A 25,569-nucleotide genomic window follows, 5' to 3' on the forward strand; every position below is an offset into this window, starting at 1 on the left:
TGGCCCTTGCCCGGCGCGCTGGAGCGGTTATGCTTAGGCTCTTTCGCTGGCCTGGCCAGCGCCGCGATTCGCCATGAATCCGCGAAAATCCATGCCTGCCAAGGATACAGAAATGAGCTACGACTTCGACCTCTTCGTCATCGGTGCCGGTTCCGGCGGCGTGCGTGCGGCCCGTTTTTCTGCCGGGTTCGGCGCGCGCGTGGCCGTCGCCGAGAGCCGCTACCTGGGCGGTACCTGCGTCAACGTCGGCTGCGTGCCCAAGAAGCTGCTGGTGTACGGGGCGCATTTTTCCGAAGATTTCGAGCAGGCCAAGAGCTTTGGCTGGACGGCAGGCGAGGCCGATTTCGACTGGCCGACCCTGATTGGCAACAAGAACCGTGAGATCAGCCGCCTGAACGGCATCTACCGCAACCTGCTGGGCAACAGCGGCGTCACCCTGATGGAAGGCCACGCCAGGCTGCGCGGCCCCCATGAAGTGGAAATCAACGGCCAGGTGCACACCGCCGAGCACATCATGATCGCCACCGGCGGCTGGCCGCAGGTGCCTGAGATTCCGGGTCGCGAACACGCCATCACTTCCAACGAGGTGTTTTTCCTCGAGCAGATCCCCAAGCGCGTCGTGGTGGTGGGGGGTGGTTACATCGCCGTCGAGTTCGCCTCGATCTTCAATGGCCTGGGTGCCCAGGTGTCGCTGATGTACCGCGGCGAACTGTTCCTGCGCGGCTTCGACGGCAGCGTGCGCACGCACCTGCACCAGGAGCTGACCAGGCACGGCATGGACATCCGCTTCAAGACCGAAATCGCCAGCATCGAAAAACTCGCCGATGGCACGCTGCAGCTGACGCTCAACGACGGCAGTTCGGTAAACACCGATTGCGTGTTCTACGCCACGGGCCGCCGCCCGATGCTGGACGACCTGGGCATGGAGACGGTCAATGTCGAGCTCGATGACAAGGGCTTCGTCAAGGTCGACGACAACTACCAGACCAGCGAGCCATCGATCATCGCCGTGGGCGACGTGATCGGTCGCGTGCAACTGACCCCGGTGGCGCTGGCCGAAGGCATGGCGGTGGCCCGTCGCCTGTTCAAGCCTGAGCAGTATCGTCCGGTGGACTACCGCCACATTCCGACGGCGGTGTTCAGCCTGCCGAACATCGGCACCGTGGGGCTCACCGAGGAAGAGGCGAAGAAGGATGGCTTCGACGTGCAGGTATTCGAAAGCACCTTCCGCCCGATGAAGCTGACCCTGACCGACAACCAGGAGCGCACCCTGATGAAGCTGGTGGTCGACAAGAAGACCGATCGCGTCCTGGGTTGCCACATGGTGGGACCCGACGCCGGCGAAATCGTCCAGAGCCTGGCCATTGCGCTCAAGGCGGGCGCGACCAAGCAAATCTTCGACGACACCATCGGTGTGCATCCGACAGCGGCCGAAGAGTTCGTCACCATGCGCACAGCGACCCGCTGACCGCTTGATGTCATGGATGTAAAGGATCCGGTCTCATGGATGAGGACCGGACGGGTATAGTTTGAACGGGATGGACCCAGTTTTTGACCAGAAAGAGTTTTTCGGCATCCATGCCTCTGAATCCCGCAGGACCTGACGAGCCGGGCGCAGAACAGGCGCAGGCGCTGCATGAAAGCGAGCGCCAGTTCCGCACCCTGGCCGACAACATGAGCCAGCTGGCCTGGATCGCGGACCCGGCTGGACGCATCTATTGGTACAACGCCCGCTGGTACAGCTACACCGGCACCTCCCACGAGGCCATGATGGCCCTGGGCTGGCGCTCGCTGCATCACCCGGACCACCTGGAGCGCGTCGATTCCAGAATGCGTCGCTGCTTCGCCACGGGCTCCATCTGGGAAGACACCTTCCCGCTGCGGGGCAAGGATGGCCTGTACCGCTGGTTCCTGTGCCGCGCGCTGCCGATCCGCGAAGCGTCGGGCAACATTACCTACTGGCTGGGCACGAGCACGGACATCACCGCCCAGGTCAAGGCCGAGGATGCCCTGCGCGAACTCAACGAGAGCCTGGAGCGGCGGGTGGCGGAGCGCACCCGCGAGCTGGCCGAGATCAACGAGCGCCTGCAGATCGAGATCAGCGAGCGCGCCCAGGCCGAGGAAGCGCTGCGTCACGCACAGAAGATGGATGCCATCGGCCAGTTGACCGGCGGCATCGCCCACGACTTCAACAACATGCTGACGGGTGTGCTCGGTGCGCTGGACCTGATCCAGCGGCGGGTGGCAGCGGGGCGTGTCGGCGGGATCGGCCGCTATATCGATGCCGCCATGAACTCGGCCAATCGTGCGGCATCGCTGACTCACCGGCTGCTGGCCTTCGCCCGTCGTCAATCACTGAACACCCAGCCGGTGGACATCAACCGCATGGTGATGTCCATGGAAGAGCTGCTGCGGCGCACCACCGGTGAAAGCATCGAGCTGGAAATCGACCTCAGCAGCGCGTTGCGCCTGACCCGCACTGACGAGCACCAGCTGGAAAACGCGCTGCTCAACCTGGTGATCAACGCCCGGGATGCGATGCCCAACGGCGGCCGTCTGCTGATCCAGACCGAGGCGGTGCATGTGGCGGTGATGCATGATGCCCTGGCGCCCGGTGACTACGTTCGCCTCGGCGTGCAGGACACGGGGGCCGGCATGTCGGCGCAAGTCATCGCCCGGGCCTTCGATCCATTTTTCACCACCAAGCCCATCGGCCAGGGCACCGGCCTGGGGTTGTCGATGGTCTATGGCTTCATCAACCAGACCGGTGGCCAGGTGCTGATCGACAGCACCGAGGGGCAGGGCACGCGCATCGATCTGTACCTGCCGTGCCACTTCGAATCCAATGGCGGTACCCCGGCAGACGACGAAGACATCGCCCCGCCACGTGCGAGCCAGGGTGAGCGAGTGTTGGTGGTCGAGGATGAGCCGGACGTGCGCATGCTGGTGGTCGATGTGTTGCGCGAGCTGGGCTACTCGGTCGAGGTCGCGGCGGACGGAGCGGCGGCCCTGCCGTTTCTGGAGGGTGGCGGACGTATCGACTTGCTGGTGACCGATGTCGGCTTGCCCGGGCTCAACGGCCGTCAGGTGGCGGAGATTGCCCGGCAGCACCGACCGGGCTTGCGCGTGCTGTTCATGACCGGTTACGCGGGGAACGCGCTGGTCCGTGGCGAAGTGCTGGAGGACGGCATGGACATGCTGACCAAGCCGTTCACCATAGACGCCCTGGCGCAGCGGGTGCGCGGATTGATCGAAAGCGCTGACTAGTCCGGTTGCGCGCCGGTCTTGCCGCCCTTGAGGTTCTCCAGCGCCAGTTCGGTCTTGATCAGGATCAGCTCCAGCACACGGTTCTGCTGGTCGCGCTCGGTCAATTGTTGCTTGAGCTTTTCCATCTCGACCTTGGCGTTGCGCACCCGCTCCTTGAGCAGGACGCTTTGGCCGTGGGCGTCGAGGTGCCGCTCCTTGAGGGTCTGGATTTGCCCGTCCTTGTCAGCCAGGCGGCTGGCGGTGTCCTGTACGGCCTGACTCAGGCGGGCGTTTTCCTTCTGCTCATTCTGCAGCGCCTCGCGCACCTGCAGCAGGGTGGCGGTCTGGCTGCCCAGGGTGGTGGTCTGCGCGGCATGCCGCTCGCGTAACTCGGCCAACTGGCGGCGTGTGTCCTGGAGCTCGCCTTGCATTGCCTGGCGCTCGGCGTCGAGGCTGGCCCTGGCGTCGTCAATCTGCTCGCGGGACTTTTCCTTCAGGCGCAAGGCCAGTCGGGCGACCAGGGCGGTCAGTTCCTCGTCGATCTGCGACGCCGCTGCATCATGGCCTTCAGCATCGATTTCCCGCATGAGGCGATGGATGGTGGTCTTTGACCCTGTATTGCCCATCTCGATGCGTACTGCATCGATACTGGGGTTTTCGCCCCGGGCGATGATCGCATTGCGCGCGGCTTGCACTTCGGCCCTGTTGATACCGCTTCTTGCCATGATGCTTTCCGTTCAGTTCGTACCAGATACGTATCGCATATTACGTACCACCTAATGGCGCGTATTGTGCGTCATTGTCAGCAGGTTGTCTGCACCGGGTTGAACAGTGTGGGATGAACTGGGTAGGCTGGGCCGGCGTCTGATGATCCGTCGCTGGGCAGGGACGGGTTCGCCAAGCTGTAACCTGATTCTGCTACTGACTGAATTCTTCTATTAATAGAGTCTTCTTATAGCGAAAACCAATTAGCCGCATCAGGTTTGCCAATGAGCCCCTGCCGCCGATTGTGCGTAAGATCCTTCCCATCGAATTCATGACCTGATTCATTCAACCCTAAGGAGATCCACCCGATGCCTATCATTAACAGCCAAGTAAAGCCGTTCAAAGCTACCGCTTTCAAAAACGGTTCTTTCGTTGACGTTTCGGATGCTGACCTCAAAGGCAAATGGTCTGTGGTGTTCTTCTACCCAGCCGACTTCACCTTCGTCTGCCCGACCGAGCTGGAAGACCTGGCTGACAACTACGAAGCCTTCAAAAAGCTGGGCGTAGAAATCTACTCCGTTTCGACCGACACCCACTTTGCCCACGCTGCCTGGCACAACACTTCGCCAGCCATCGGCAAAATCCAGTACACCATGATCGGCGACCCGACCCTGACCATCTCCCGCAACTTCGACGTGCTGATCGAAGAAGCTGGCCTGGCTGACCGCGGTACTTTCGTGATCAACCCTGAAGGTCAGATCAAGATCGTCGAGCTGAACGACGGTGGTGTTGGTCGTGACGCCTCCGAGCTGCTGCGCAAGATCAAGGCCGCTCAGTACGTCGCTGCACACCCAGGTGAAGTCTGCCCGGCCAAATGGCAGGAAGGCGAGGCCACTCTGGCTCCGTCCCTGGACCTGGTCGGCAAGATCTAAGTCCTCGTGACCGGATCGGGGGCGATGAGCCCATAAGCAAGTAAACCGCATCGCCCCCAAAAAAACGCCCGGGCGGTCATCGCCTGGGCGTTTTTATTTCAAGACCTGAACAAAGCAGATTAAGGAAAGCCGATCATGTTGGACGCCAACCTCAAAGCCCAGTTGAAATCGTACCTGGAGCGGATCACTCGCCCGATCGATATCGTCGCGTCCCTCGATGACGGCGCGAAATCACAGGAAATGCTGGCCCTGCTCAACGACATCGTTGCAAGTTCCAGCCAGATCACCCTGAACACCAATGGCACTGACGCACGCACCCCATCCTTCGCCCTGAACAGCCCGGGCCAGGACATCAAGCTGCGTTTTGCCGGCCTGCCCATGGGCCACGAATTCACCTCGCTGGTACTGGCGCTGCTGCAAGTGGGCGGCTACCCGTCCAAGGCCACCGAGGACACCATCGAGCAGGCACGTTCCCTGAGCGGTGAGTTCAAGTTTGAAACCTACTTCTCGCTGACCTGCCAGAACTGCCCGGACGTGGTACAGGCGCTGAACCTCTTGGCCGTGCTCAACCCCAACGTGCAGCACGTCGCCATCGAAGGCGGCCTGTTCCAGCAGGAGGTCACGGACCGCCAGATCATGTCGGTGCCGAGCATCTACCTCAACGGCGAACTGTTCGCCCAGGGTCGCATGAACCTGGAAGAGATTCTGGCGAAGATCGACACCAGCGCCGGTGATCGCCAGGCCGAGAAGCTCAACGCCAAGGAAGCCTTCGACGTGCTCGTCGTCGGTGGTGGCCCTGCAGGTTCGGCAGCGGCGATCTACGCCGCGCGTAAAGGCATCCGCACCGGTGTCGCGGCTGAGCGCTTCGGCGGTCAGGTGCTGGACACCATGGCGATCGAGAACTTCATTTCGGTTCAACACACCGAAGGCCCGAAACTGGCCGTTGCCCTTGAAGAACACGTCAAGGAATACGAAGTCGACATCATGAACCTGCAACGCGGGGACCAGCTGATTCCTGGCAAGGACGGCGAGCTGCACCAGGTCAAGTTCGCCAGCGGCGGCGTGCTCAAGGGCAAGACCGTGATCCTGGCCACGGGCGCCCGCTGGCGCGAGATGAACGTGCCCGGCGAGCAGCAATACCGCAACAAGGGCGTGGCCTACTGCCCGCACTGCGACGGCCCGCTGTTCAAGGGCAAGCGCGTGGCGGTGATCGGCGGCGGCAACTCGGGTGTGGAAGCGGCCATCGACCTGGCCGGTATCGTCTCCCACGTGACCCTGCTGGAATTCGACAGCAGCCTGCGTGCCGATGCGGTGCTCCAGCGCAAGCTGCACAGCCTGCCAAACGTGACGGTGCTGACCAGCGCCCTGACCACCGAAGTGACCGGCGACGGCCAGAAGGTCAACGGTCTGCGCTACAAGAACCGCACCACCGATGAAGTGCTGGACATCGAGCTGGAAGGCATCTTCGTGCAGATCGGTCTGTTGCCCAACACCGAATGGCTCAAGGGCACCATCGAGCTGTCGCCCCGTGGCGAGATCGTGGTCGACAACCGCGGCGAAACCTCGATCCCGGGCATCTTCGCAGCCGGTGACGTGACCACCGTGCCGTACAAGCAGATCGTGATCGCAGTGGGCGAGGGCGCCAAGGCTTCCCTCAGCGCATTCGACCACCTGATCCGCACCAGCGCTCCGGCGTGATGGCTGGCTGAAACGGCGGCACAAAAAAACCTCATGAGTGATCATGAGGTTTTTTGCTTTCAGACCGGCTGATTCTCCTGTGGGAGCGGGCTTGCCCGCGAATGCGTCAGGTCAGTCACGTTCTCGTTTAATGGCACTCCGCCTTCGCGGGCAAGCCCGCTCCCACAGTCAGCGTCCGGCGCCGAGTTTCTGTTTTACTCGGAAACCGGCGTCGGCTGAATGATCTCGACCCAGTAGCCATCCGGATCCTTGACGAACGCCAGGCTCTTCATGCGCCCTTCGGTCAGGCGTTTCTGGAAGTCCACGCCCAGTTCTTCGAAGCGCGCGCAGGCGACGTGCACGTCCGGCACCGAGATGCAGATGTGGCCGAAACCGCGAGGGTCGGTGTTGCCGTTGTGGTAGGCGAATGCCGGGTCTTTTTCGGTGCCGTGGTTGTGGGTCAGCTCCAGGATGCCCGGGATGCCTTTCATCCAGACGGTGCGGGCGGCGTCGTCAGCCGGGATCTGCGCCTTGTCGACCAGTGCCAGGAAGTACAGGCTGAATTCGGCTTCGGGGAAGTCACGCTTCTCCACCAGGCTGAAACCCAGCACGCGGGTGTAGAAATCCAGCGATGCGGTGATGTCTTTCACGCGCAGCATGGTGTGGTTGAACACGAATTGGGCGGTGGCGGTGTCCGGTTGGGCGGTAACGCCAGGGAAGGTGTTCAGTTCGTGCAGACTCATGGGTGACTCCGGATAGATCCTGTAAATGTTGCCCAATGATACGGGACCCGGCGCCCGAGCCAAACCCGAAATGTGCACAAACCTTATGCCTGCGCTTGTGAACCCCGAGCGACAGGCCCACACTTTGTGGCTCTACGCTCAGGTATCGCTCATGTTTTCAACGTTACGCGCAGTTTCCCTGGCCGGCATGTGTCTGGCATTTGGCGCAGGCCATGCCCTGGCGGCAGACGCCATGATTGTCTGGCCCAGCGACTGGGAGGTCGAGGCACTGCCCACGCAGGAAGCCGGCCCCGATCGGCCCTCGGTGCAGGTGCGCCAGCGTGCGGTCAAGAGCGATGGCAACGGCGATCCGGCGATGGTCGTGGAGCTGACCCAGACCCGCTTGCAGGCCGGTCATGAAGTGAACGTCGAAGGCGTGCTGCTGGAGATGCGTAAGGCGGTCCAGGTCAACTTCGTGCACGGCGGTTTCCAGAGCGTCTGCACCCGGATGAAAGAAAGCACCCTGAGCCAGGTGCCGGCGATGGAAACCACCTGCACCATCACCCAGAACGGCGCCCATGTGATGACCCAGACCCTGGTGGCGGCCGCCAACAAGGAAACGGCCTGGTCGTTGTCCTATGCAGGCTCGGCCGATGGCTACGCGGCCAACAAGGAAGAGGTGCAGCGTATAAGGGATAGCCTGAAACTCAATGCCGCGCCATGATCTTAATTGATCGCGATCAAATCGCAGGCATAAAGAAGCCCGCCGAAGCGGGCATGGGGCGCTAATCCTTTAGCAGCCTTCATCCTGTAGAAGTGCTTGTGAAAAAAACGTGAAGAAAACTCCCCTTCGGCCGCTTTGCTAGATATTTCTCGACCACTTGTCATTTGGCGTCAATAGTTTGTGGGTGACGTTCTTTTGTCGCGGTATCAGCCATGGCGATAACACCAACTCATTACTGCTTTCGAGGAAGGAGGAGGCGGCGATAACTATACGAAAGGAGGCGGCAAACCGTTACTGCGCGGGGCACAGGAACTAGCAGATGGGGATGTGGCCAGGTCTTGTATTATTAGCGCTTATAAGAAAGCCCCGGCAAGCGGGGCTTTTTTATAACAGCATGGCGCAACGGGATGGGATCAGCCGCGCAGCCAGGAGTCGACGGTTTCGGCGCCGTACTGTTCCTTCCAGGATTTCAGGCCGCGATGATTGCCGCCCTTGGTCTCGATCAGCTCGCCGGTGTGCGGGTTCTGATAAACCTTGACCACGCGAGCGCGGCGGCGTTTCGGGCCGGCTGGCGCGGCGGTAGCGGCCGAAGGGTTGGGATCGAGGATGGCAATGACATCACGCAGGCTCTTGTCGTAGCTGGTCATCAGGGCCTGGAGCTTCTGTTCGAATTCGATCTCCTTTTTCAGTCCGGCATCGTTCTTCAGGCTTTCCAGCTGGGCCAGCTGTTCCTGAAGGGCTCGTTCTGCTGCGCGAAACTCGGCAAGTCTGGACAAAAAATAGTACTCCGGCGATTAGTGGCTGTTGTCAGCCCAACCCAAGCAACATGGACGCATGTAAGGGTCCTGTGCTCATTTTTAAGGCTACCCCGTGGCGTGATCGTCATACATCGGAATAACGTCAGGCGGTCAGCTCAACATCAGCGAAGGGGTAGTTGTGATGCGCGACAGGTAAATAATGCACTTTTTTTTCGAGTTGTAAAATAGCCGGGGCGCAATTGTTAAATGAAACATCCATGTAAAATTATCGGGTCTGACAGAAAATGCCGGAGCAGGAGAACAGCCGTTGTAAGTAATTTCTCAAACTTGGCAATTTATGGAAAAGATCAAAGCCAGCGGTTGGCGCGGCCCTGGCGTATTTACAGGCCCTGTTGCAGGGCGGGGTCGTCGGGGTTGAGCTGCTCCAGTTCCGCCAGCAGAACCTGCACCTTCTGCAACTGGCCGTTTTCTTTCCAGTAGTCGATGAGTAGCGTTCGAGCGCGGCGGTTGGCGGGCTGGCGCTGGAGGATTTCCTCGAGTTGGCGCTGGGCCGGTTCTAGTTGCGCAAGGTCATGCAGGGCCACGGCCAGGTCGTAGCGGTACTGGGTATTGTCGGCGTCCAGTTCCACTGCCTTGGCCAGTGCCAGCAGCGCGTATTCGTTCTGTTGATGGCGCAGCAGCCAGGTGCCCAGTTCATGTTGCAGCAGCGAGGATTGCGGGTGTTTTTCGAGCAACGCCGCCAGTTGCTGGCGTGACTGCTCCATCTGCCCCTGACGGTCGAGCAGTTGCACCTGGGCGACTCCGGCCTCGATGTTGTTCGGTTCCAGTTTCAGCGCCAGGTCCAGGGCCTCCAGTGCCTTGCGCGGAGCGTTCTGGGTGACCAGTATCTTCGCCAGCTGGATCTGGCTCTGACCGCTGGGTGGCTGGGACGCCAGGGTGTTCTGGTACTGATCGGCGGCCTCCTGGAAGGCGCTGAAGTACAGGCCCAGGTCATCCGGCGTGAGCCCGGTCAATGCCCGCACTGCGCTGAATCGAACGTTCTGGTCGGGGGCGTCCAGCAGCGGACCGATCAGCATGCTGCGCTGGGCGTTGGACACCATGTTGGTCACTGCATCGATGGCTGCCTGCTGCACCAGCGGCACGGGGCGCTTGAGGTCGCCGTCGAGGATCTTCAGCGCCTGGGCGCTGGGGTAGTTGCCCAGTTCAGCCAGCAGCCCTGCGCGGCGGATGTCCGAAAGGTCGGTGCGGCTCAATTGCTGGTACAGCACCCGCGCCGCGCCCGGCTTGCCGTTGTGGGCCTGCTCCAGCGCCTCGGCATAGCTGTGGTTGACCACCACGGGGGCTGGCGGGGCGTACCAGCCACGCACCAGCCAACCGGCGCCCAGAAGCAGCAACAGCACGGACACGACCACGACAGCCCGTCCGCGACGGCGAGCCTTCAACGGTGAAGGGGAGTGTGGCTGGGGCGCGTTAGGCATACCGATTTCCGTGTCTGCATGAGGGGCAAGCTTCGGGGACCGATGGCCGGGTGTCAAACGGCAATCGTGTGGCGGGTGTCTGGGCGTCCGTCCCGGGTCCGGATTTTGTGGGAGCGGGCTTGCCCGCGAAAGCGGTGGGGCAAATGTCGTCGGCGCGCCAGGTCGGACGTCTTCGCGGGCGAGCCCGTTCCCACAGGATTGAAGGTGGTCCGGCCAGGCGTGCTGCCCACAAAAAAGCCCCGGACCTTGTGAGCCCGGGGCTTGGGCGGTGCAACCGGTAAGTGGCACCGCAGCATTGCAAGGATCAGGCGTTCGGTTGCCAGCCGCCACCCAGCGCTTTGTAGATGGCGACGATGCCACGGTACAACTCGATCTCGGCCTGTGCCTGGCTGTCTTCGGCCGCCAGGCGCTCACGCTCGGCGTCCAGCAGCACCAGGAAGTCGGCGGTGCCTTCGCGGTACTGGATGTTGGCCAGGTCCGCTGCCTTGCGGCTGGATTCGCTCTGACGCACCAGCGACACCAGACGCTGCTGACGCTTGTCGTAGTCGCTGAAGGCGTTGTCGGTTTCTTCCAGGGCCAGCAGCACGTGCTGCTCGTAGTTGGCCAGTGCGCCTTCGGCATCGGCGTTGGCGCCACGGATCCGCGCCTTCACGCTGCCCAGGTCAAACGCTGCCCAGGTGATGCTCGGGCCAAGGCCCCAGGCTTGCGCCGCGCTCGAACCGATTTGCGATCCACGGCTGGCGGTGAAGCCCAGAAAGCCACTGAGGCTGACCCGCGGGAACAGGTCGGCGGTCTGCACACCGATGCGCGCGGTTTGCGCCGCCAGTTGACGTTCGGCACTGCGCACGTCAGGACGGTTTTCCAGCAGTTTGGTCGGATCGCCAATCGGCAACGCCTTGGAAATCGCTGGCAGCTTGGCCGGCGCCAACATCGCGGTCATTGCATCCGGGCGCTCGCCCAGCAGGGTAGCGATGCGGTTGCGCTCGCGGGTCTGCTCGGCCTGCAGTTGCGGAATGCTGGCTTCGACCGCCGCCAGACGTGCATCGGCGCGCACCACGTCGATCTCGTTGCCCACGCCCTCGTCACGCAGTTGCACGGTGACGCCACGGGATTCCTGCTGGTTCTTCAGGTTGGCCCGGGCGATGTCCTCGCGCAGTTGCGCACCGCGCAGTTGGCCGTACGCATCAACCAGCTCGGCGATCATGGTCACCTGCAGCTGGTACAGGTTGGCCTCGGCCACTTGCTGGTCGGCCTCGCTGGCTTCCAGTTCGCGCTGGATGCGGCCGAACAGGTCGATTTCCCAGGCCATGTCCAGGCCCAGGTCATAGCGTTCCTGATTGACCCGGTGCTCGGTTTCACCCGGCACCTGGGCGCGGCCGATCTGGCTGCTGGCGCGGCTGGTCACCACCGGCATGGCATCGTTGCTGATGTCGTCACGGATGGCGCGCGCAGCCTTGAGGCGGGCAAACGCCACCCGCAGTTCACGGTTGCCCTGCAGCGATTGCGCGACCAGCTTGTTCAGCGTCGGATCGTCGAACTGCTGCCACCAGATGGTTTCGATGTGGCTACGGTCATAGTTGCCCTGTGTCGCGGCCGGAATGTTGGCCGCGGCGGTGTCCGGCTTCTTGTAGTCCGGGCCGACGGCACAGGCCGCCAGCGCCAGGACCAACAGGCTCGGCAGGAAGAGTTTTGCAGCCTTCATCAATGAGCCTCCGGGGCGATTTTCTGAACGCTTTGAGCCTTGGCCGCCTTGCGGGCTTCCTTGCGTTCGACGTAGTTACGGATCAGGACATAGAACACCGGCGTCAACAGCAGACCGAAGAAGGTCACGCCCAGCATCCCGGAGAACACCGCCACGCCCATGGCATGACGCATCTCGGCACCGGCACCGCTGGACAGCACCAGAGGCACTACACCCATGATGAACGCGAAGGAGGTCATCAGGATCGGACGCAGACGCAGGCGGCAGGCTTCCAGAACGGCTTCCAGCGGAGTCTTGCCTTTCTCCTGTTCGTCCTTGGCGAACTCGACGATAAGGATCGCGTTCTTACAGGCCAGGCCCACCAGTACGATCAGGCCGATCTGGGTGAAGATGTTGTTGTCGCTGCCGGCGATGATCACACCGGCGATGGCCGACAGCAGGGTCATCGGTACGATCAGGATCACCGCCAGCGGCAGGCTCCAGCTTTCATACAGGGCGGCCAGTACCAGGAACGCCAGCAGTACGCAGAGCGGGAAGACCAGCAGCGCGGTGTTGCCCGACAGGATCTGTTGGTAGGTCAGGTCGGTCCACTCGTAGGTCATGCCGTTGGGCAGTTCCTGCTTGAGCAGCTTGTTCATCGCAGCTTCGGCCTGGCCCGAGCTGAAGCCTGGACCTGCAGCACCGTTGATTTCAGCGGTGATGAAGCCGTTGTAGTGCATCACGCGGTCAGGGCCTGAGGTGTTGGTGACCTTGAGCAGCGTCGCCAGTGGAATCATCTCGCCCAGGTTGTTGCGCACTTTCAGCTGACCGATCTGCTCGGCGTCCTGACGGAACTGCTGTTCAGCCTGGACGTTGACCTGATAGGTACGGCCGAAACGGTTGAAGTCGTTGGCATACAGCGAACCCAGGTACACCTGCAGGGTGTCGAAGATGTCGCTGATGGCCACGCCGTGGGTCTTGGCTTTCTCGCGGTCGATGGCGGCGTCCACTTGCGGCACGTTCACGGTGTAGCTGGTGAACAGGGCGGCGAGTTCCGGCACGCTGCGGCTCTTGGCGATGACGTTCATCGTCTCTTTATACAGCTCGTCGTAACCCAGGTTGCCACGGTCCTCGATCTGCAGGCGGAAACCGCCGATGGTGCCCAGGCCTTGTACCGGTGGTGGCGGGAAGATCGCCATGTAGGCTTCCTGGATCGACGCGTACTTGCCATTGAGCTGGCCGGCGATGGCGCCTGCCGACTCACTGGCCAGCTTGCGCTCCTCGAACGGCTTCAAGGTCACGAACACGATCCCGGAGTTGGGGCTGTTGGTGAAACCGTTGATCGACAGGCCAGGGAAGGCTACGGCACTTTCCACGCCCGGTTGCTTCAGGGCGATGTCCGACATGCGCTTGATGACGTCTTCGGTACGGTCCAGGCTGGCGGCGTCAGGCAGTTGAGCGAAGGCCACCAGGTATTGCTTGTCCTGCTGCGGCACGAAACCGGTTGGCGTGGTCGAGAAGCCCAGCCAGGTCATGACGATCAGACCGGCATACACCACCAGTGCCACGCCACTGACGCGGATGACCCGGCCAACGGTGCCGACGTACTTGTTACTGGCCTTGACGAAGAACCGGTTGAACGGACGGAACAGCCAGCCACCCAGCAGCTTGTCGAGGAAACGCGAGAAGGCGTCTTTCGGTGCATCGTGGGCGCGCAGCAGCACGGCAGCCAGGGCCGGCGACAGGGTCAGGGAGTTGAACGCCGAGATCACCGTCGAGATGGCAATGGTCAGGGCGAACTGTTTATAGAACTGCCCCGTCAGGCCTGAGATGAACGCCGCGGGTACGAACACCGCACAGAGTACCAGCGCGGTCGCGATGATCGGGCCGGTTACTTCGCGCATGGCGATCTGCGTGGCTTCCATCGGTTGGTGGCCGAGCTCGATGTTACGCTCGACGTTCTCCACCACCACGATGGCGTCGTCCACCACGATACCGATGGCCAGTACCAGGCCGAACAGCGACAGCGCGTTGAGCGAGAAACCGAACAGGTGCATGACCGCGAAGGTACCGATCAGCGACACCGGCACGGCGGCCAGCGGGATGATCGAGGCGCGCCAGGTCTGCAGGAACAGGATCACCACCAGCACCACCAGGATCAGTGCTTCGAACAGGGTGTGAACCACTGCCTCGATGGAGCCGCGCACGAAGATGGTCGGGTCGTAGACGATGCTGTAGTCCATGCCTTCAGGGAAGCTCTTCTTGAGCAGTTCCATTTCGCTGCGCACTTCGTTGGAAATGTCGATAGCGTTGGAGCCCGGGCGCTGGAAGATCGGGATCGCCACGGCCGGCTGGTTGTTCAGCAGGGAACGCAGGGCGTACTGGCTGGAACCCAGTTCCACACGGGCAATGTCCTTCACGCGGGTGATCTCGCCGTTTTCGCCGGCGCGCACGATGATGTTCTCGAACTCTTCCTCAGAGACCAGACGGCCCTGGGTGTTGATCGACATCTGGAAGCTGGTGGCGCTCGGGGAGGGAGGTGCACCCAGTTGACCGGCCGCAACCTGACGGTTCTGCTCGCGAATGGCAGTGACCACGTCGGTCGCGGTGATGTTGCGCGAAGCGGTCTTGTTCGGGTCCAGCCAGACACGCAGCGAGTAGTCGCCCATACCGAACAGCTGCACGTCGCCGACACCGTTCAGACGAGCCAGCTCATCCTTGATGTTCAGCACCGCGTAGTTGGACAGGTACAGCATGTCGTAACGCTGATCCGGCGAGGTCAGGTGGACCACCATGGTCAGGTCCGGGGACGCCTTGTCCACGGTGATACCGATGCGCGTCACCTCTTCAGGCAGCTTCGGTTCGGTCCGCGTCACGCGGTTCTGCACCTGCACCTGCGCGGTGTCCAGGTTGGTACCCAGCGCGAAGGTGATGGTCAGGGTCAGCTTGCCGTCGGCGGTGGCCTGGGAGGACATGTAGAGCATGTTCTCGACACCGGTGATCGCCTGTTCCAGTGGCGCGGCCACGGTTTCGCCGATCACTTTCGGGTTGGCGCCGGGGAAGTTGGCGCGCACGACCACGGTCGGCGGCACGACTTCCGGGTATTCGCTGATCGGTAGCTGGAACAGCGAAATGGCACCGGCGATCAGGATCAGCAGCGAGAGCACCGCTGCGAAGATCGGCCGTGTAATGAAGAACTTGGAAAAATTCATCGAGTCTGTCCCTTAACCGCGTGGCGTAGCGGCAGCGGCAACTTTGGCATCCAGTTTCGACTGGGCCTTGGGTTGGTTGCTGGCTTCAAGTGCTTGGCGCTGTTGTTGCAGCGCAGCGAGGGTTTCCGGGCTGGCCATCTGAGTGTCCTGCGGATCGACCGGCGAGCCCGGGCGCACACGCTGCAGGCCGCTGACGACGATACGATCGTCCTTCTGCAGACCGCTGCGCACGATACGCAGGCCTTCGAGTTTCGGCCCCAGGTCAACGTTGCGATAGGTCGCCTTGTTGTCCTTGTCGACCACCAGCACGAATTTCTTGCCAAGGTCGGTGCCCACGGCTTCGTCCTTGATCAGCATCGCCGAGTAGGTGGCGCTGCCGACCAGCTTCAGGCGTGCGTATAGGCCCGGGGTGTATTCGCCCTTGCTGTTGTCGAACACGGCGCGGCCACGGATGGTGCCGGTGCGCGGGTTGACCTGGTTGTCGACGAAGTTCATCTGGCCCTGGTGCGGGTTCTCAGCCTCGTTGGACAGGCCCATGTACACCGGCGTGGTCGCGCCGCGCTTGCCGTCGCGGGCCAACTGGTTGTACTTGAGGAACACGCGCTCGTCGGCGTCGAAGTAGGCGTAGACCTTGTCGGTGGAGACCACGCTGGTGAGGATCGACTGATCGGCGGTGACGATGTTGCCGGCGGTGATTTCCGCACGGCTGACGCGACCGGTGATCGGTGCGGCAACGCGGGTGAAGCTCAGGTTCAGTTTCGCCAGGTCAAGCTGGGCCTGAATGGCGGCTACCGCTGCCTTGGATTCCTGGGCGGTGGTGGTCCGCGAGTCAGCCAGCTCCGCCGAGATGGCATTGTTGGTGCGCAGGCGTTCGCCACGTTGTGCTTCGTTGTTGCTGCGTACCGAAGCCGCCTTGGCCTGTTGCAGTTGGGCTTCCAGACGATGCACTTCGGCTTCGAACGGACGCGGATCAATCTGGAACAACAGATCGCCTTTCTTGACCAGCTCGCCATCGGTGAAGGCCACCGAGTCGATCTGACCGGAGACGCGAGGACGCACCTGCACGGTTTCCGGGGCCTCAAGACGCGCGGTTACTTCATCCCATTCGTTGACCGGCTGCTCGAGCACCTTGGCCACGTTGACTTTCGCCGCTGCGGGGGCAACCGTCGCCTCTGGGGTCCGGCCGCAAGCGCTGATCACCACCAGAGCCAGCGCGGCAAGGGGATAGCGCAAAGGAGTAAGTGACTGAACCATGGGAAAATCCGCCGATGTTATTGAGATGGGCGGATTCTGTTCCCGGGGGTTTTATTGCACGAATCGAATACGACGAAGGTAAATATCAGTGGGAATGATATTTACCTGTGCAGAGGCTCTATTTCGGGGTTTTGACTGGATGGGGTGATCGGGAGAAAGCGGTTGTCACAGGCGTGTATAAAAACGGTCATGTGAGCCGGGTAGATCACCTTCGAAATCAGCGTTATTGAGCTTCAGCCCAATCGCCACAGGTCGAGGCTATCAGTGTGTCCCAATCATCGGGCGGATTGCCCCGTCCCAGCATCTTTTCGAAGACTGCATACGGATCGGACCTGCTGCCTGCCGACCTCAGTGTCTGCTCGTCATTGACCCATGCGTAGACGATGACTCTGGCGGTTGAGTCATAGCGGAAGAACAGCCGGAAGCGTCTGCCGATTTTCGCCCTGCGCCAGTGGCGATAGGCTGTTCCCAGCGTGTTGCCTTGGCGGTAATCATCCCGGGCGGGGTCGCCTGGAACGACATCCAGAATCAGCTGACTCAAGGCTCGCAAGAGTTTGACGTTTGCGTTGCTCTGGAATCCATCCGGATCACTCTGTTCGGCTCGCGCTGCGGCGGACTGAAGTTTGCGAAGCTGGGCGGTGAGACCTTCATGGAACAGCAGTGTCCATCCATGGCGCTGCATCAGAGCTCGACCTCACCCTCGATATCCTGGTCCAGATCCACGTCATGGCCTGCGTTCGCGAGCATTGTGTGCGCCAGATCCCTGGGCAACGCTTCAACATTTCGGCCTGCGCGAATGTCGGCTTCCAGCAGGCTGAGGAACGCGCCAATGGCCGGGTCTTCGTGAGGGGCATCGGCACGGGTGACGACCACCTCTCCGTCACGCACGTCGAAGGCGATCTTGCCACCCGTATCCAGTCCCAGTAGCTGCCGAACGGATTTGGGCAGGGTGATTTGACCCTTGGAGGTAAGCGTGGCGATTTCGTGGATGGCAGACATGATGGCGTCTCGTGGTGAGCTTTGAGCAAGGTAAGGAAAAATCCTTACCTTGTCAATCTGGGAGCACTCACTTGATCAATGGCACGCCACTGAGCCTCTGCAGCTCGTCGAAGTCGATGTCAGAGCAGATTTCCACTACTTTCAGGCCATCGCTTGTCACTTCCAGCACGGCCAGGTCGGTGTAGATGCGGCTGACGCAGCCGATGCCGGTCAAGGGGTAGGTGCACTCGGGCACGATCTTGCTTTCGCCGGACTTGGTCAGGTGGTCCATCATTACGAACACCTGGCGGGCGCCGGTGGCCAGGTCCATTGCGCCGCCCACGGCCGGGATCGAGCCTTCAGCGCCGGTGTGCCAGTTGGCGAGGTCGCCCTTGACCGACACCTGGAAGGCGCCCAGTACGGCGATGTCCAGGTGGCCGCCGCGCATCATCGAAAACGAGTCGGCGTGGTGGAAGAAAGCACCACCGGTGAGCAGGGTGACGTGCTGCTTGCCGGCGTTGATCAGGTCATCGTCTTCCTCGCCGGCGGCCGGGCTTGGCCCCATGCCCAGCAGACCGTTTTCGCTGTGCAGGAACACTTCCTTGTCGCCCAGGTAGTTGGCCACCAGAGTCGGTGCGCCGATGCCCAGGTTGACGTACGCGCCTTCCTGGATGTCTGCGGCTACGCGCTGGGCCATTTCGGTACGGGAGAGCTTTTTGGTAATGGTCATGGCAGGCCTCAGACAGCGTTGGCGATCGAAGAAGCGCCGGCGCCGGAAACGGCGACCACGCGCTGGACGAAGATACCCGGAGTGATGATGTGCTCCGGATCCAGTTCGCCAAGTTCGACGATCTGGTCGACCTGGGCAATGGCGGTCCTGGCGGCCATGGCCATGATCGGGCCGAAGTTGCGGGCGGCCTTGCGATAGATCAGGTTGCCCCAGCGATCACCCTTGTACGCCTTGATCAGCGCGAAGTCGGCATGCAGCGGCATCTCCAGGACGTACTGGCGGCCGTTGATCTCGCGGGTTTCCTTGCCTTCGGCCAGGAGGGTGCCGTAGCCGGTCGGCGAGAAGAATGCACCGATGCCCGAACCCGCTGCGCGGATGCGCTCGGCCAGGTTGCCTTGCGGCACCACTTCCAGCTCGATCTTGCCGGCGCGATACAGTTCGTCGAAGACGTAGGAATCGGACTGGCGCGGGAACGAGCAGACCACCTTGCGCACGCTGCCCGCCTTGAGCAGAGCGGCCAGGCCGATCTCGCCGTTGCCGGCGTTGTTGCTAATGATGGTCAGGTCGCGGGTACCGGTATCGATCAGCGCATCGATGAGCTCGGACGGCATGCCGGCAGTGCCGAAGCCTCCGACCATGATGGTTGAACCGTCGGTAATTCCCTGCACCGCGCTGGCGATGGACTCGAACGTTTTATTGATCAAAGCGAGCTCCTGGTCATTCCTGGAGTGTGGATTGTCGGTCTGGCCGTCGTCCTTTGAAGGAGGGGCCAGTCGCGCTTGGCGTTGTTTGTTGCGTTGCGCTAAGCGTGCCGCAAGATCGGGCAACAGTAGAGAGGGTTTGGCGGAATTGGTGCGATTATCGAACGGTTGTGCGATTTTCGAGCATTACGCGGTTTGCCCGCTGTAACGCTCGATGAAGGGCACGCCCAGGCGGGCATGCCCACAGGTATCAAAGGCTGTCGGGGTCGCCGAAGAACATCTGAATCCGTGACCTCAACCAGCGCTCGCCGGGGTCGTTGTCCTGGGAGCCGCGCCAGGCCATGTGCAGTTCGAAGGTGCGGGCTTCCAGTGGCAGTTCCTCTGCGCGTACGCCGCCGGCGGCGGTCAGCACGTCGGCTGTGTAGTCGGGCACGGTAGCAACGATGTCGGTGCCGGAAATCAGGGTCGCCAGGCCGTTGAACTGCGGTACGGCGAGTACGACGTGGCGCTTGCGGCCGATCTTTTCCAGGTACTCGTCGATGAAGCCGCCCAGATCGCCTGCGAACGACACCAGCGCGTGGGGCCGGGCGCAGAAGTCGTCCAGAGTGATGGCGCCGGGCATGGAATCGGCGCGCAGCAACTTGGGTCGGCTGCGGCGTAGCACCTTGCGTTTGGCGTTGGCCGGCAGGTCGTCGGTGTAGCTGACGCCGATGGAAATTTCGCCAGACGACAGCAGCGAGGGCATCAGGATGTAGTTGGTGCGGCGTACCACCAGGACGATGCCGGGGGCTTCGGAGCGCAGGCGCTTGAGCAGCGACGGCAGCAGCGCGAATTCGGCGTCGTCCGACAGCCCGATGCGGAACACCGCAGTGCTGGTGGCCGGGTCGAAGTCGGCGGCGCGGCTCACGGCGGTGGAAATGGAATCCAGCGCAGGGGAGAGCAGGCCGAAGATTTCCACGGCGCGGGCCGTCGGTTCCATGCTGCGCCCGGTGCGCACGAACAACGGGTCGTCGAACAGCCCGCGCAGGCGTGACAGCGCAGCACTGATGGCGGGCTGGCCGAGAAACAGTTTTTCCGCCGCACGCGTGACGCTGCGTTCATGCATGAGGGTTTCGAACACGATGAGCAGGTTGAGGTCGACGCGACGCAGGTCGTTGCGATTCATGACGGGGTCTCGGGAACGTGGGTCGATACGTTGGCCGCCCGCAAGGCAGGGCCGGTTTTGGCTCAGGAACGAATAGTACGGGTATTGGCCGATTCTGCGCACGGTTAAATTCATCCGCAAGCATACCAACGTGTTAACCATCACGGCCGTCGATAATTTGCGCTGAACCTTGGCCCCGCGATTTTGACCAATGGGTATGAGCACCCGATTGGCCTTTGCGCCGCAGCGCCCGTGCAGTTTACGCGCCGTCTGGCGGTACGTTCATCCGGAAAATGGGCGTCGGGTTGCATTGTCGATACGAGAAAAGAACAATGACCGCCTTGAATACGTGAGCATTCGATGGTTATCTAATGACCGCCTTTCAACAACAGAATCGATGACAGGCATGTCGACTATTAATAGCCACTGATAGTGTTACCGGCAGCGCCCGGATAGAGTTCATGGCATCAAGGTTCATAAGGCGAGGTTCGAAATGTCCCGCACGATCCGTTTTCATCAGTTTGGCCCGGCCGAGGTGCTCAAGGTAGAAGAGCAGCAAGCCGCGTTGCCAGCACCCGGAGAGGTGCAGATACGCGTCCAGGCGATTGGTGTCACCTGGTATGACGTGCTGTGGCGACAAAATCTGGCATCGTCCCAGGCAAAGCTGCCCGCTGGCCTGGGGTCTGAAATGGCCGGCGTGATTACCGCCGTCGGCGATGGCGTGGATGACCTGAAGGTCGGCGACAAGGTCGCAAGCTTTCCGTCAGCCAACCCTAACGAGCATCCGGTGTATGGCGAGTTCATCGTCCTGCCACGCACCTCCGTGACCAAATACCCGGACATCCTCACGCCCAATCAGGCGGCGGTGCACTACACCCCGATGCTGGTGGCGTATTTTGCCTACGTGGAGCTGGCCCGCGTGAAAGAAGGGCAAGTGGCCCTGATCACTGACGCCGGTCACTGCGCCGGTCCCGCGTTCCTGCAACTGGGCAAGGCGCTGGGCCTGAAGGTCATCGCGGCCATCAAGACCGATGATGAAGAAGGCACTTCACGCCGCTACCTGACGTCCCTGGGCGCCGACAAGGTAGTGGTGACCGAGGAGCAGGATTTGCTGCTCGCGATCAACAAGTACACTGACAAGGCTGGCGTCAACGTCATCCTCGATGGTCTGGGCGGTCCGCAGATGTCGATTCTCGGCGATGCCCTCGCGCCTCGCGGCAGCCTGATCCTGTACGGTCTGCAAGGCGGCAACCAGGTGCAATTCCCGGCCTGCGCTGCGTTCCAGAAGAACATCCAGTTCTTCGTTCACTGCGTTGGCAACTTCACCGGCAAGCCGGAACTGGGTATCCCCCAGGACAAGGAAGCGGTCGAGCGCGCGCTGCTCAAGATCAACGAGCTGACCCGCGACAAACTGCTGCTGCCACAGGTGACCAAGGTCTTCCCGTTCGAGCAGGTCGTGGAAGCCCATCGTGTAATGGACGGCTGCCCGGTAGGTGGGCGTGTCGTGGTGGAAGTCGAGTCCGCCTGAGCGCAATCTACCGCGCGAGGCTGACTGTTCGACGCCCAGGCCCAGGCGTCGGCGTTGTGGATCCGGTCACCGGTTCAGGGTGTCCGTCCCGTCATTTACCGGCCATGCAAGACCCGACAAAGCCTTCCCGATTCGTTCAGGAAGGCTTTTTTGTTTATGGGGTCGAACCTGTTGAACGGATGTGTACTTTGCCCGGTGTGCGAAGTTAGAGCGCTGTGTGTTGTTCAGGGTGTTCGATCATTAAACAAAGTTGTTTAAAAGCGTGCATGTTTCAGTGGAAAGCTGACAGGCATTCCGTCGGCATTCTGTAGCTTGTAATTGTGAATCAGATACCGATAATGACGGGGTGAACCAAAACTCAAGGAACGAGTCATGCCTGACTGTCTGTCGTGGCCGATGGTTATACGGTGCCGGATGCACGCCACTATCGGTCTTCCATATTTGTCTGTGTCCAACCCCGTGTGCGGTGCGCTGCAAGGCGCGCCTGCAGTGGCTTGCGGGCCTTTCCCGTCACTGGCGTTTCAGTGCTGTTCAACTCAGGACAGCAGTTGATCGCGAATATCATCACGCGCTGTTTGAGCGTGGTACGCAGAAGGTGATCAACTCTTCAATGACGCGTGTTGTCGCAAGAGTTTGATGTTGTCGCAGGGCTGCACTACGGATGATCGGATAATGGGTTCCATACATGAACAGGCAATGACATATGTCTATCAGCAAGTTCTTCAGCGCTTGTTGAGTTATTTGAACCGCGCGGAACGCACCGCGCTGCAACTATTGATTCAACGCCTGATAGTGGCCGCCGGTGGCATGGAGCGGGTCGGGCAGTACAGGATTCTGGTGGCCTTCAGTGGCGGCAAGGACAGCGCCTACACCGTGGCCCTGTTGCGCGCCGCCCAGTTGAGCATCGCCTGCCGGGCGCCCACCACCTTCAACCTGCGCATTGCCAACATGCGCCATGCGGGGATGACGTCGGCAGTGATGGACAACATCAACCGCTGTTACTCGGCGCTGTTCCTGCACGACGACCCCCGGGTCGAGTTGCTGGTGGTGGATCACCGCTACGTGCAGGCCTTCGAGCCCGACTTGCCATTCTCCACGGCCGGGCGCGAGCAGAACCGCTCCGACATGCTGCTGGGCGGGCACCTGACCGCAGGGGATGCCCGCACCACCTTCTGCAACAGCTGCTATCTGGGCATGACCGAGTTCCTCGGCCGTGCGGCCTGTTGGGGCGAGGGTGTGGACGCGGTGCTCAGCGGGGATTCGCTCAAGGAGCAGAAGCAGTACGCCACCTGGATCATGCGTCTGGCGCGGCAGAACGGCCAGAAGGTCGAGCACTGGCACAAGCTCGGCTTCAGCACGGCCCTGAGCACCATCGACAGCGTCGGCCAGGCCTATTACCACGAGCTGTATGGCGAAGAGGCCGAGCCGCCCGGGTTTACCCCGCGGTTGCCGGTGTATCCGGGCCGGCCCGTGACTCCGGCGTTCCTGACGGTGGCCGACCTGATCGGTTTCAGGGTCGAGGATCACTGGCCATTGCTGACGGATTTCCTGGGGTTCCGTTTCGACGATCTGGCCTTCAGTTTCAGTGAGTCGGATTGCGCGAACCCGCTGCTGATGGCTCACATGCGCGGGCTCAAGGCGCAATTCGTCCAGGGGCGTGAATACGCCGACGGCATCAAGGAATACCTGGAACTTGCGGCGGGCATGATGCGGCGCAAAGGCATGCCGCGACGCCTGATCGAACAGGCCATGGCGGCCTACGACAGCCCCGAGAAATTGCTGGAACGGCGCGAGCTGGCGGCCGGGTACGGGTTCGAGGCGTTCGGCCTGAACGAGGCGCAACTGGTCTGCCTGATGTTCGCGCCCTTCGTCGATTGCGGCGCGCAACTGGAAGCGTTTCTGCGCCGTTGTCATCCCGGCATGCTGGTGGCGCTGGGCGATCTGCACAAGGTGCTGTCCGGCGACGTGGCTTCGGATCAGGTGGTCCAGTGGCTGGTGGATGTCAGCGGCCTGACGCTCAAGGGCCTGCAGAGTCTCTACGCGAAACGGCGCGTGGACTTCTGCGACGACAGCTCGATCATTGCCCGAGTCCGCGCCAGCGACCCCGACAAGGGCCATGTCACGACGATCGACCAGGAAACCGGCGAGACGGTCACGGAACTGATCTCCGGTCGCTGACCATTGTGCCCGTGATGCCGTTGCGCCGGGCTCCGGCGGCCGCACCACGGGCGATTTCTCTCAACGACCCTGCGCCTTGCGCATGGATGGGGTGTGCCTGATGAATAACAACAAGACCGATTTTGCTTACCAGGTGGTGTACCGCTACCTGTCTCGCCTGACCAATGAACTGCCCCAGGGACCGGCAGTCAAGCTGCCTTCGCTGCGCCTGCTGGCCCGGCGCTTGCGGGTGTCCATTTCCACCGTGCAGAACGCCTACTCATTACTTGAAAAGGAAGGCCGTATCTGCTCGGTGCCCAAGTCTGGCTATTACGCCTTGCCCCAGCCCTGTAACGACATTTTGTGCGAGGGCGACGCACCGCTGGAGCGTTACCAGGCCAGCACCCGGCGCGGCGACATGTTCGTCTTCGGCGCTGACGAGCCCACCTTGCTGCAGTCGCTGGACGGCGCGTTGCTCACTCTGGAGCGCGAGCTGGTGCGTCACTATCCCTGCCAGCCTGACCCGCGTTTCCAGCCGTTTGGCGACATCGAACTGCGTACGGCACTGGCCGCGCACTACACCTCGTCCACCGAGAACTGCTGGCACCCGGACAACGTGTTCGTCGGCCCGGACAAGACCGGCGTGCTGAAAACCGTGCTCAAGGCGTTGCAACTGCGTGACTGCGCCGTGCTGGTGGAATCGCCGTGCAGCTGGAGCCTGTTGCGCACCTTGCAATCCTTTGGCATTCGCGTGGTGGAGTGGTGCACCGAGGCCGGCGATGAGACCGATGCCCAGGAACTCCATGGCCTGCTCAAGCGTGGCGAGATCAAGATGGCGATCCTGTCTTCGCGCATGCAGCCGATTCGCGGCAGGGTCAGGGCGCTTGAGCAGCGTCAGCGCCTGGCTGAGGTGTTGAATCGCAGCGGGGTCTGGGTGCTGGAGAACGACACCCACGGCGGACTGTGCTTCGTGGAGCACTCGCAACCCTTGCGCGACCTGATCGACCCCAGGCGCCTGCTGATTCTGGGGGCGTTCGACAAGAGTATCGGTCTGGAAGCGCCGTTCGGTTATCTGCTGAGTCGGCATTCCAGTGCGCTGTGGCACCAGCAGATGCTGCTGCGCTCGTTTCGACTGCCGCCGATTCGGCAGAAGGCTATCGCGCGGCTGTATGGCTCGGGGCAGGTGGACCGGCATCTGCACTGGCTGCGCAAGAGCCTGGAGGAGCGGATGGCGCAGTTGGGCGGCCTGGTCGAGCAGTACCTGGGCGAGGAGGTGCGTTTCGAACAGCCTCAAGGCGGGGCCACGCTGTGGCTGGAGAGCGTGCACCGGGTGGAGATGGCGCGGGTGTTCGAACGGTTGCTGGAGCAGCGTATCGTGATCGCGCCGGGAGAGTTGTTCAGCGTGCGCGGCTTGCACCAGCAGAGCCTGTGCCTGAGCGGCGCGGCGGACTGGAGCCAGAACATCGAGTCGATGCTGGTGATCATCAGAAACGCCCTGGTGCAGGAACGGGTGTAGCCGGATGTTGCGTTGACCTGCCCGTAGCAGTCCGGCTTGCCGGCGTCCGCGTCCTGGAAATCGTCATCGCCGGCAAGCCGGACTGCTACAGGTGTGATGTATGTACGCGATATCGGGACAAACCTTTGAACCCGTAGCAGTCCGGCTTGCCGGCGTCGGCGTCCTCAAGATCGCCCCCGCGGGCAAGCCCGGCTGCTACAGGTGTGATGTATGTACGCGATATCGGGACACACCTCGAACCCGTAGCAGCACGGCTTGCCGGCGTCAGCGTCCTCAAGATCGCCCCCGCGGGCAAGCCCGGCTGCTACAGGTGTGATGTATGTACGCGATATCGGGACAAACCTTGAACCCGTAGCAGCACGGCTTGCCGGCGGGAGCGGCGGTGAGATCACCGAGGTGCCAGATCAGACTCGAACAGATACCCAC

19 protein-coding genes and 2 pseudogenes are annotated in these 25,569 nt (G+C 61.8%); 9 read left to right on the forward strand and 12 right to left on the reverse strand.

Annotated features, from left to right (window positions below):
* The first annotated feature begins 112 nt into the window (after window positions 1-112).
* From gorA to NPS29_RS28730, 3 genes and pseudogenes are all read left to right on the forward strand, one after another.
* On the forward strand, window positions 113-1,468 hold the full coding sequence (gorA, locus tag NPS29_RS03890; protein WP_274130833.1) for a glutathione-disulfide reductase: 1,356 nt from the start codon (window positions 113-115) through the stop codon (window positions 1,466-1,468).
* An 83-nt stretch (window positions 1,469-1,551) separates the two neighbouring features.
* Window positions 1,552-2,832, forward strand: a pseudogene (locus tag NPS29_RS03895) (ATP-binding protein); the annotation flags it as partial.
* An 87-nt stretch (window positions 2,833-2,919) separates the two neighbouring features.
* Window positions 2,920-3,267: pseudogene (locus tag NPS29_RS28730) on the forward strand (response regulator); the annotation flags it as partial.
* Here NPS29_RS28730 and NPS29_RS03900 read toward each other — a convergent pair.
* Window positions 3,264-3,971 (reverse strand): DNA-binding protein, encoded by a 708-nt coding sequence (locus tag NPS29_RS03900; protein ID WP_274130834.1) that lies wholly within the window; start codon window positions 3,969-3,971, stop codon window positions 3,264-3,266. The pseudogene NPS29_RS28730 and the gene NPS29_RS03900 sit on opposite strands and share 4 nt — an antisense overlap.
* Window positions 3,972-4,319: 348 nt before the next feature.
* Between NPS29_RS03900 and ahpC the strand changes: the two genes are divergently transcribed.
* Both ahpC and ahpF read left to right on the forward strand, forming a co-directional pair.
* On the forward strand, window positions 4,320-4,883 hold the full coding sequence (ahpC, locus tag NPS29_RS03905) for an alkyl hydroperoxide reductase subunit C (RefSeq protein WP_274130835.1): 564 nt from the start codon (window positions 4,320-4,322) through the stop codon (window positions 4,881-4,883).
* A gap of 135 nt (window positions 4,884-5,018) precedes the next feature.
* Window positions 5,019-6,581: an alkyl hydroperoxide reductase subunit F gene (ahpF, locus tag NPS29_RS03910; RefSeq protein WP_274130836.1), complete on the forward strand. Its 1,563-nt coding sequence runs from the start codon at window positions 5,019-5,021 to the stop codon at window positions 6,579-6,581.
* Between the two features lie 194 nt (window positions 6,582-6,775).
* On the opposite strand, the gene gloA is transcribed toward ahpF, so the two are convergent.
* Window positions 6,776-7,303 carry a lactoylglutathione lyase gene (gloA, locus tag NPS29_RS03915; RefSeq protein ID WP_274130837.1) on the reverse strand — a complete coding sequence of 176 codons (528 nt, stop codon included), beginning with the start codon at window positions 7,301-7,303 and terminating at the stop codon, window positions 6,776-6,778.
* Between the two features lie 151 nt (window positions 7,304-7,454).
* Here gloA and NPS29_RS03920 point away from each other — a divergent pair, with 151 nt between their 5' ends.
* The gene (locus tag NPS29_RS03920; protein ID WP_274130838.1) at window positions 7,455-8,006 is read left to right on the forward strand and encodes a DUF4946 domain-containing protein; all 552 of its coding nucleotides are present in this window, start codon (window positions 7,455-7,457) and stop codon (window positions 8,004-8,006) included.
* 413 nt (window positions 8,007-8,419) lie between these two features.
* Here the strand turns inward: NPS29_RS03920 and NPS29_RS03925 are convergent, their stop codons facing one another.
* The 10 genes from NPS29_RS03925 to NPS29_RS03970 form a co-directional block, all read right to left on the reverse strand.
* A complete protein-coding gene (locus tag NPS29_RS03925; RefSeq protein WP_274130839.1) occupies window positions 8,420-8,782 on the reverse strand; it encodes a histone-like nucleoid-structuring protein, MvaT/MvaU family in 363 nt (120 codons plus the stop codon).
* A 362-nt stretch (window positions 8,783-9,144) separates the two neighbouring features.
* A complete protein-coding gene (locus NPS29_RS03930) occupies window positions 9,145-10,242 on the reverse strand; it encodes a tetratricopeptide repeat protein (RefSeq protein WP_274130840.1) in 1,098 nt (365 codons plus the stop codon).
* 304 nt (window positions 10,243-10,546) lie between these two features.
* Window positions 10,547-11,944, reverse strand: a complete 1,398-nt coding sequence (locus tag NPS29_RS03935) for an efflux transporter outer membrane subunit (protein WP_274130841.1) — start codon at window positions 11,942-11,944, stop codon at window positions 10,547-10,549.
* A complete protein-coding gene (locus NPS29_RS03940) occupies window positions 11,944-15,135 on the reverse strand; it encodes an efflux RND transporter permease subunit (RefSeq protein WP_274130842.1) in 3,192 nt (1,063 codons plus the stop codon). Before NPS29_RS03940 ends, NPS29_RS03935 begins: the two co-directional genes overlap by 1 nt.
* A gap of 12 nt (window positions 15,136-15,147) precedes the next feature.
* On the reverse strand, window positions 15,148-16,389 hold the full coding sequence (mexE, locus tag NPS29_RS03945; protein WP_274130843.1) for a multidrug efflux RND transporter periplasmic adaptor subunit MexE: 1,242 nt from the start codon (window positions 16,387-16,389) through the stop codon (window positions 15,148-15,150).
* Window positions 16,390-16,612: 223 nt separating this feature from the next.
* The gene (locus NPS29_RS03950) at window positions 16,613-17,071 is read right to left on the reverse strand and encodes a type II toxin-antitoxin system YhaV family toxin (RefSeq protein ID WP_274130844.1); all 459 of its coding nucleotides are present in this window, start codon (window positions 17,069-17,071) and stop codon (window positions 16,613-16,615) included.
* The gene (locus NPS29_RS03955; protein WP_274130845.1) at window positions 17,071-17,388 is read right to left on the reverse strand and encodes a type II toxin-antitoxin system PrlF family antitoxin; all 318 of its coding nucleotides are present in this window, start codon (window positions 17,386-17,388) and stop codon (window positions 17,071-17,073) included. Before NPS29_RS03955 ends, NPS29_RS03950 begins: the two co-directional genes overlap by 1 nt.
* 67 nt (window positions 17,389-17,455) lie before the next feature.
* On the reverse strand, window positions 17,456-18,097 hold the full coding sequence (locus NPS29_RS03960) for a 3-oxoacid CoA-transferase subunit B (protein WP_274130846.1): 642 nt from the start codon (window positions 18,095-18,097) through the stop codon (window positions 17,456-17,458).
* An 8-nt stretch (window positions 18,098-18,105) separates the two neighbouring features.
* A complete protein-coding gene (locus NPS29_RS03965) occupies window positions 18,106-18,801 on the reverse strand; it encodes a 3-oxoacid CoA-transferase subunit A (RefSeq protein ID WP_274130847.1) in 696 nt (231 codons plus the stop codon).
* A 247-nt stretch (window positions 18,802-19,048) separates the two neighbouring features.
* Entirely contained in the window at window positions 19,049-19,963 is a 915-nt protein-coding gene (locus tag NPS29_RS03970; protein WP_274130848.1) for a LysR family transcriptional regulator, read from the reverse strand.
* A gap of 472 nt (window positions 19,964-20,435) precedes the next feature.
* Here NPS29_RS03970 and NPS29_RS03975 point away from each other — a divergent pair, with 472 nt between their 5' ends.
* From NPS29_RS03975 to NPS29_RS03985, 3 genes are all read left to right on the forward strand, one after another.
* Window positions 20,436-21,470: a zinc-dependent alcohol dehydrogenase family protein gene (locus tag NPS29_RS03975; protein WP_274130849.1), complete on the forward strand. Its 1,035-nt coding sequence runs from the start codon at window positions 20,436-20,438 to the stop codon at window positions 21,468-21,470.
* A 672-nt stretch (window positions 21,471-22,142) separates the two neighbouring features.
* Window positions 22,143-23,648: a hypothetical protein gene (locus NPS29_RS03980; protein WP_274130850.1), complete on the forward strand. Its 1,506-nt coding sequence runs from the start codon at window positions 22,143-22,145 to the stop codon at window positions 23,646-23,648.
* A gap of 100 nt (window positions 23,649-23,748) precedes the next feature.
* Window positions 23,749-25,143, forward strand: coding sequence for an aminotransferase class I/II-fold pyridoxal phosphate-dependent enzyme (locus NPS29_RS03985; RefSeq protein ID WP_274130851.1), 1,395 nt, complete (start codon window positions 23,749-23,751; stop codon window positions 25,141-25,143).
* Window positions 25,144-25,569 lie beyond the last annotated feature (426 nt).

The organism is Pseudomonas putida (assembly GCF_028682175.1).
GTDB lineage: Bacteria > Pseudomonadota > Gammaproteobacteria > Pseudomonadales > Pseudomonadaceae > Aquipseudomonas > Aquipseudomonas putida_AD.

Coding starts and splice junctions, on each gene's coding strand:
- NPS29_RS03955 (WP_274130845.1), bottom strand. CDS start 17,388: ATGTCTGCCATCCACGAAATCGCCACGCTTACCTCCAAGGGTCAAATC.
- mexE (WP_274130843.1), bottom strand. CDS start 16,389: ATGGTTCAGTCACTTACTCCTTTGCGCTATCCCCTTGCCGCGCTGGCT.
- NPS29_RS03940 (WP_274130842.1), bottom strand. CDS start 15,135: ATGAATTTTTCCAAGTTCTTCATTACACGGCCGATCTTCGCAGCGGTG.
- NPS29_RS03900 (WP_274130834.1), bottom strand. CDS start 3,971: ATGGCAAGAAGCGGTATCAACAGGGCCGAAGTGCAAGCCGCGCGCAAT.
- NPS29_RS03975 (WP_274130849.1), top strand. CDS start 20,436: ATGTCCCGCACGATCCGTTTTCATCAGTTTGGCCCGGCCGAGGTGCTC.
- NPS29_RS03985 (WP_274130851.1), top strand. CDS start 23,749: ATGAATAACAACAAGACCGATTTTGCTTACCAGGTGGTGTACCGCTAC.
- ahpF (WP_274130836.1), top strand. CDS start 5,019: ATGTTGGACGCCAACCTCAAAGCCCAGTTGAAATCGTACCTGGAGCGG.
- NPS29_RS03980 (WP_274130850.1), top strand. CDS start 22,143: ATGGGTTCCATACATGAACAGGCAATGACATATGTCTATCAGCAAGTT.
- ahpC (WP_274130835.1), top strand. CDS start 4,320: ATGCCTATCATTAACAGCCAAGTAAAGCCGTTCAAAGCTACCGCTTTC.
- NPS29_RS03960 (WP_274130846.1), bottom strand. CDS start 18,097: ATGACCATTACCAAAAAGCTCTCCCGTACCGAAATGGCCCAGCGCGTA.
- NPS29_RS03935 (WP_274130841.1), bottom strand. CDS start 11,944: ATGAAGGCTGCAAAACTCTTCCTGCCGAGCCTGTTGGTCCTGGCGCTG.
- gloA (WP_274130837.1), bottom strand. CDS start 7,303: ATGAGTCTGCACGAACTGAACACCTTCCCTGGCGTTACCGCCCAACCG.
- NPS29_RS03920 (WP_274130838.1), top strand. CDS start 7,455: ATGTTTTCAACGTTACGCGCAGTTTCCCTGGCCGGCATGTGTCTGGCA.
- NPS29_RS03930 (WP_274130840.1), bottom strand. CDS start 10,242: ATGCCTAACGCGCCCCAGCCACACTCCCCTTCACCGTTGAAGGCTCGC.
- gorA (WP_274130833.1), top strand. CDS start 113: ATGAGCTACGACTTCGACCTCTTCGTCATCGGTGCCGGTTCCGGCGGC.
- NPS29_RS03970 (WP_274130848.1), bottom strand. CDS start 19,963: ATGAATCGCAACGACCTGCGTCGCGTCGACCTCAACCTGCTCATCGTG.
- NPS29_RS03950 (WP_274130844.1), bottom strand. CDS start 17,071: ATGCAGCGCCATGGATGGACACTGCTGTTCCATGAAGGTCTCACCGCC.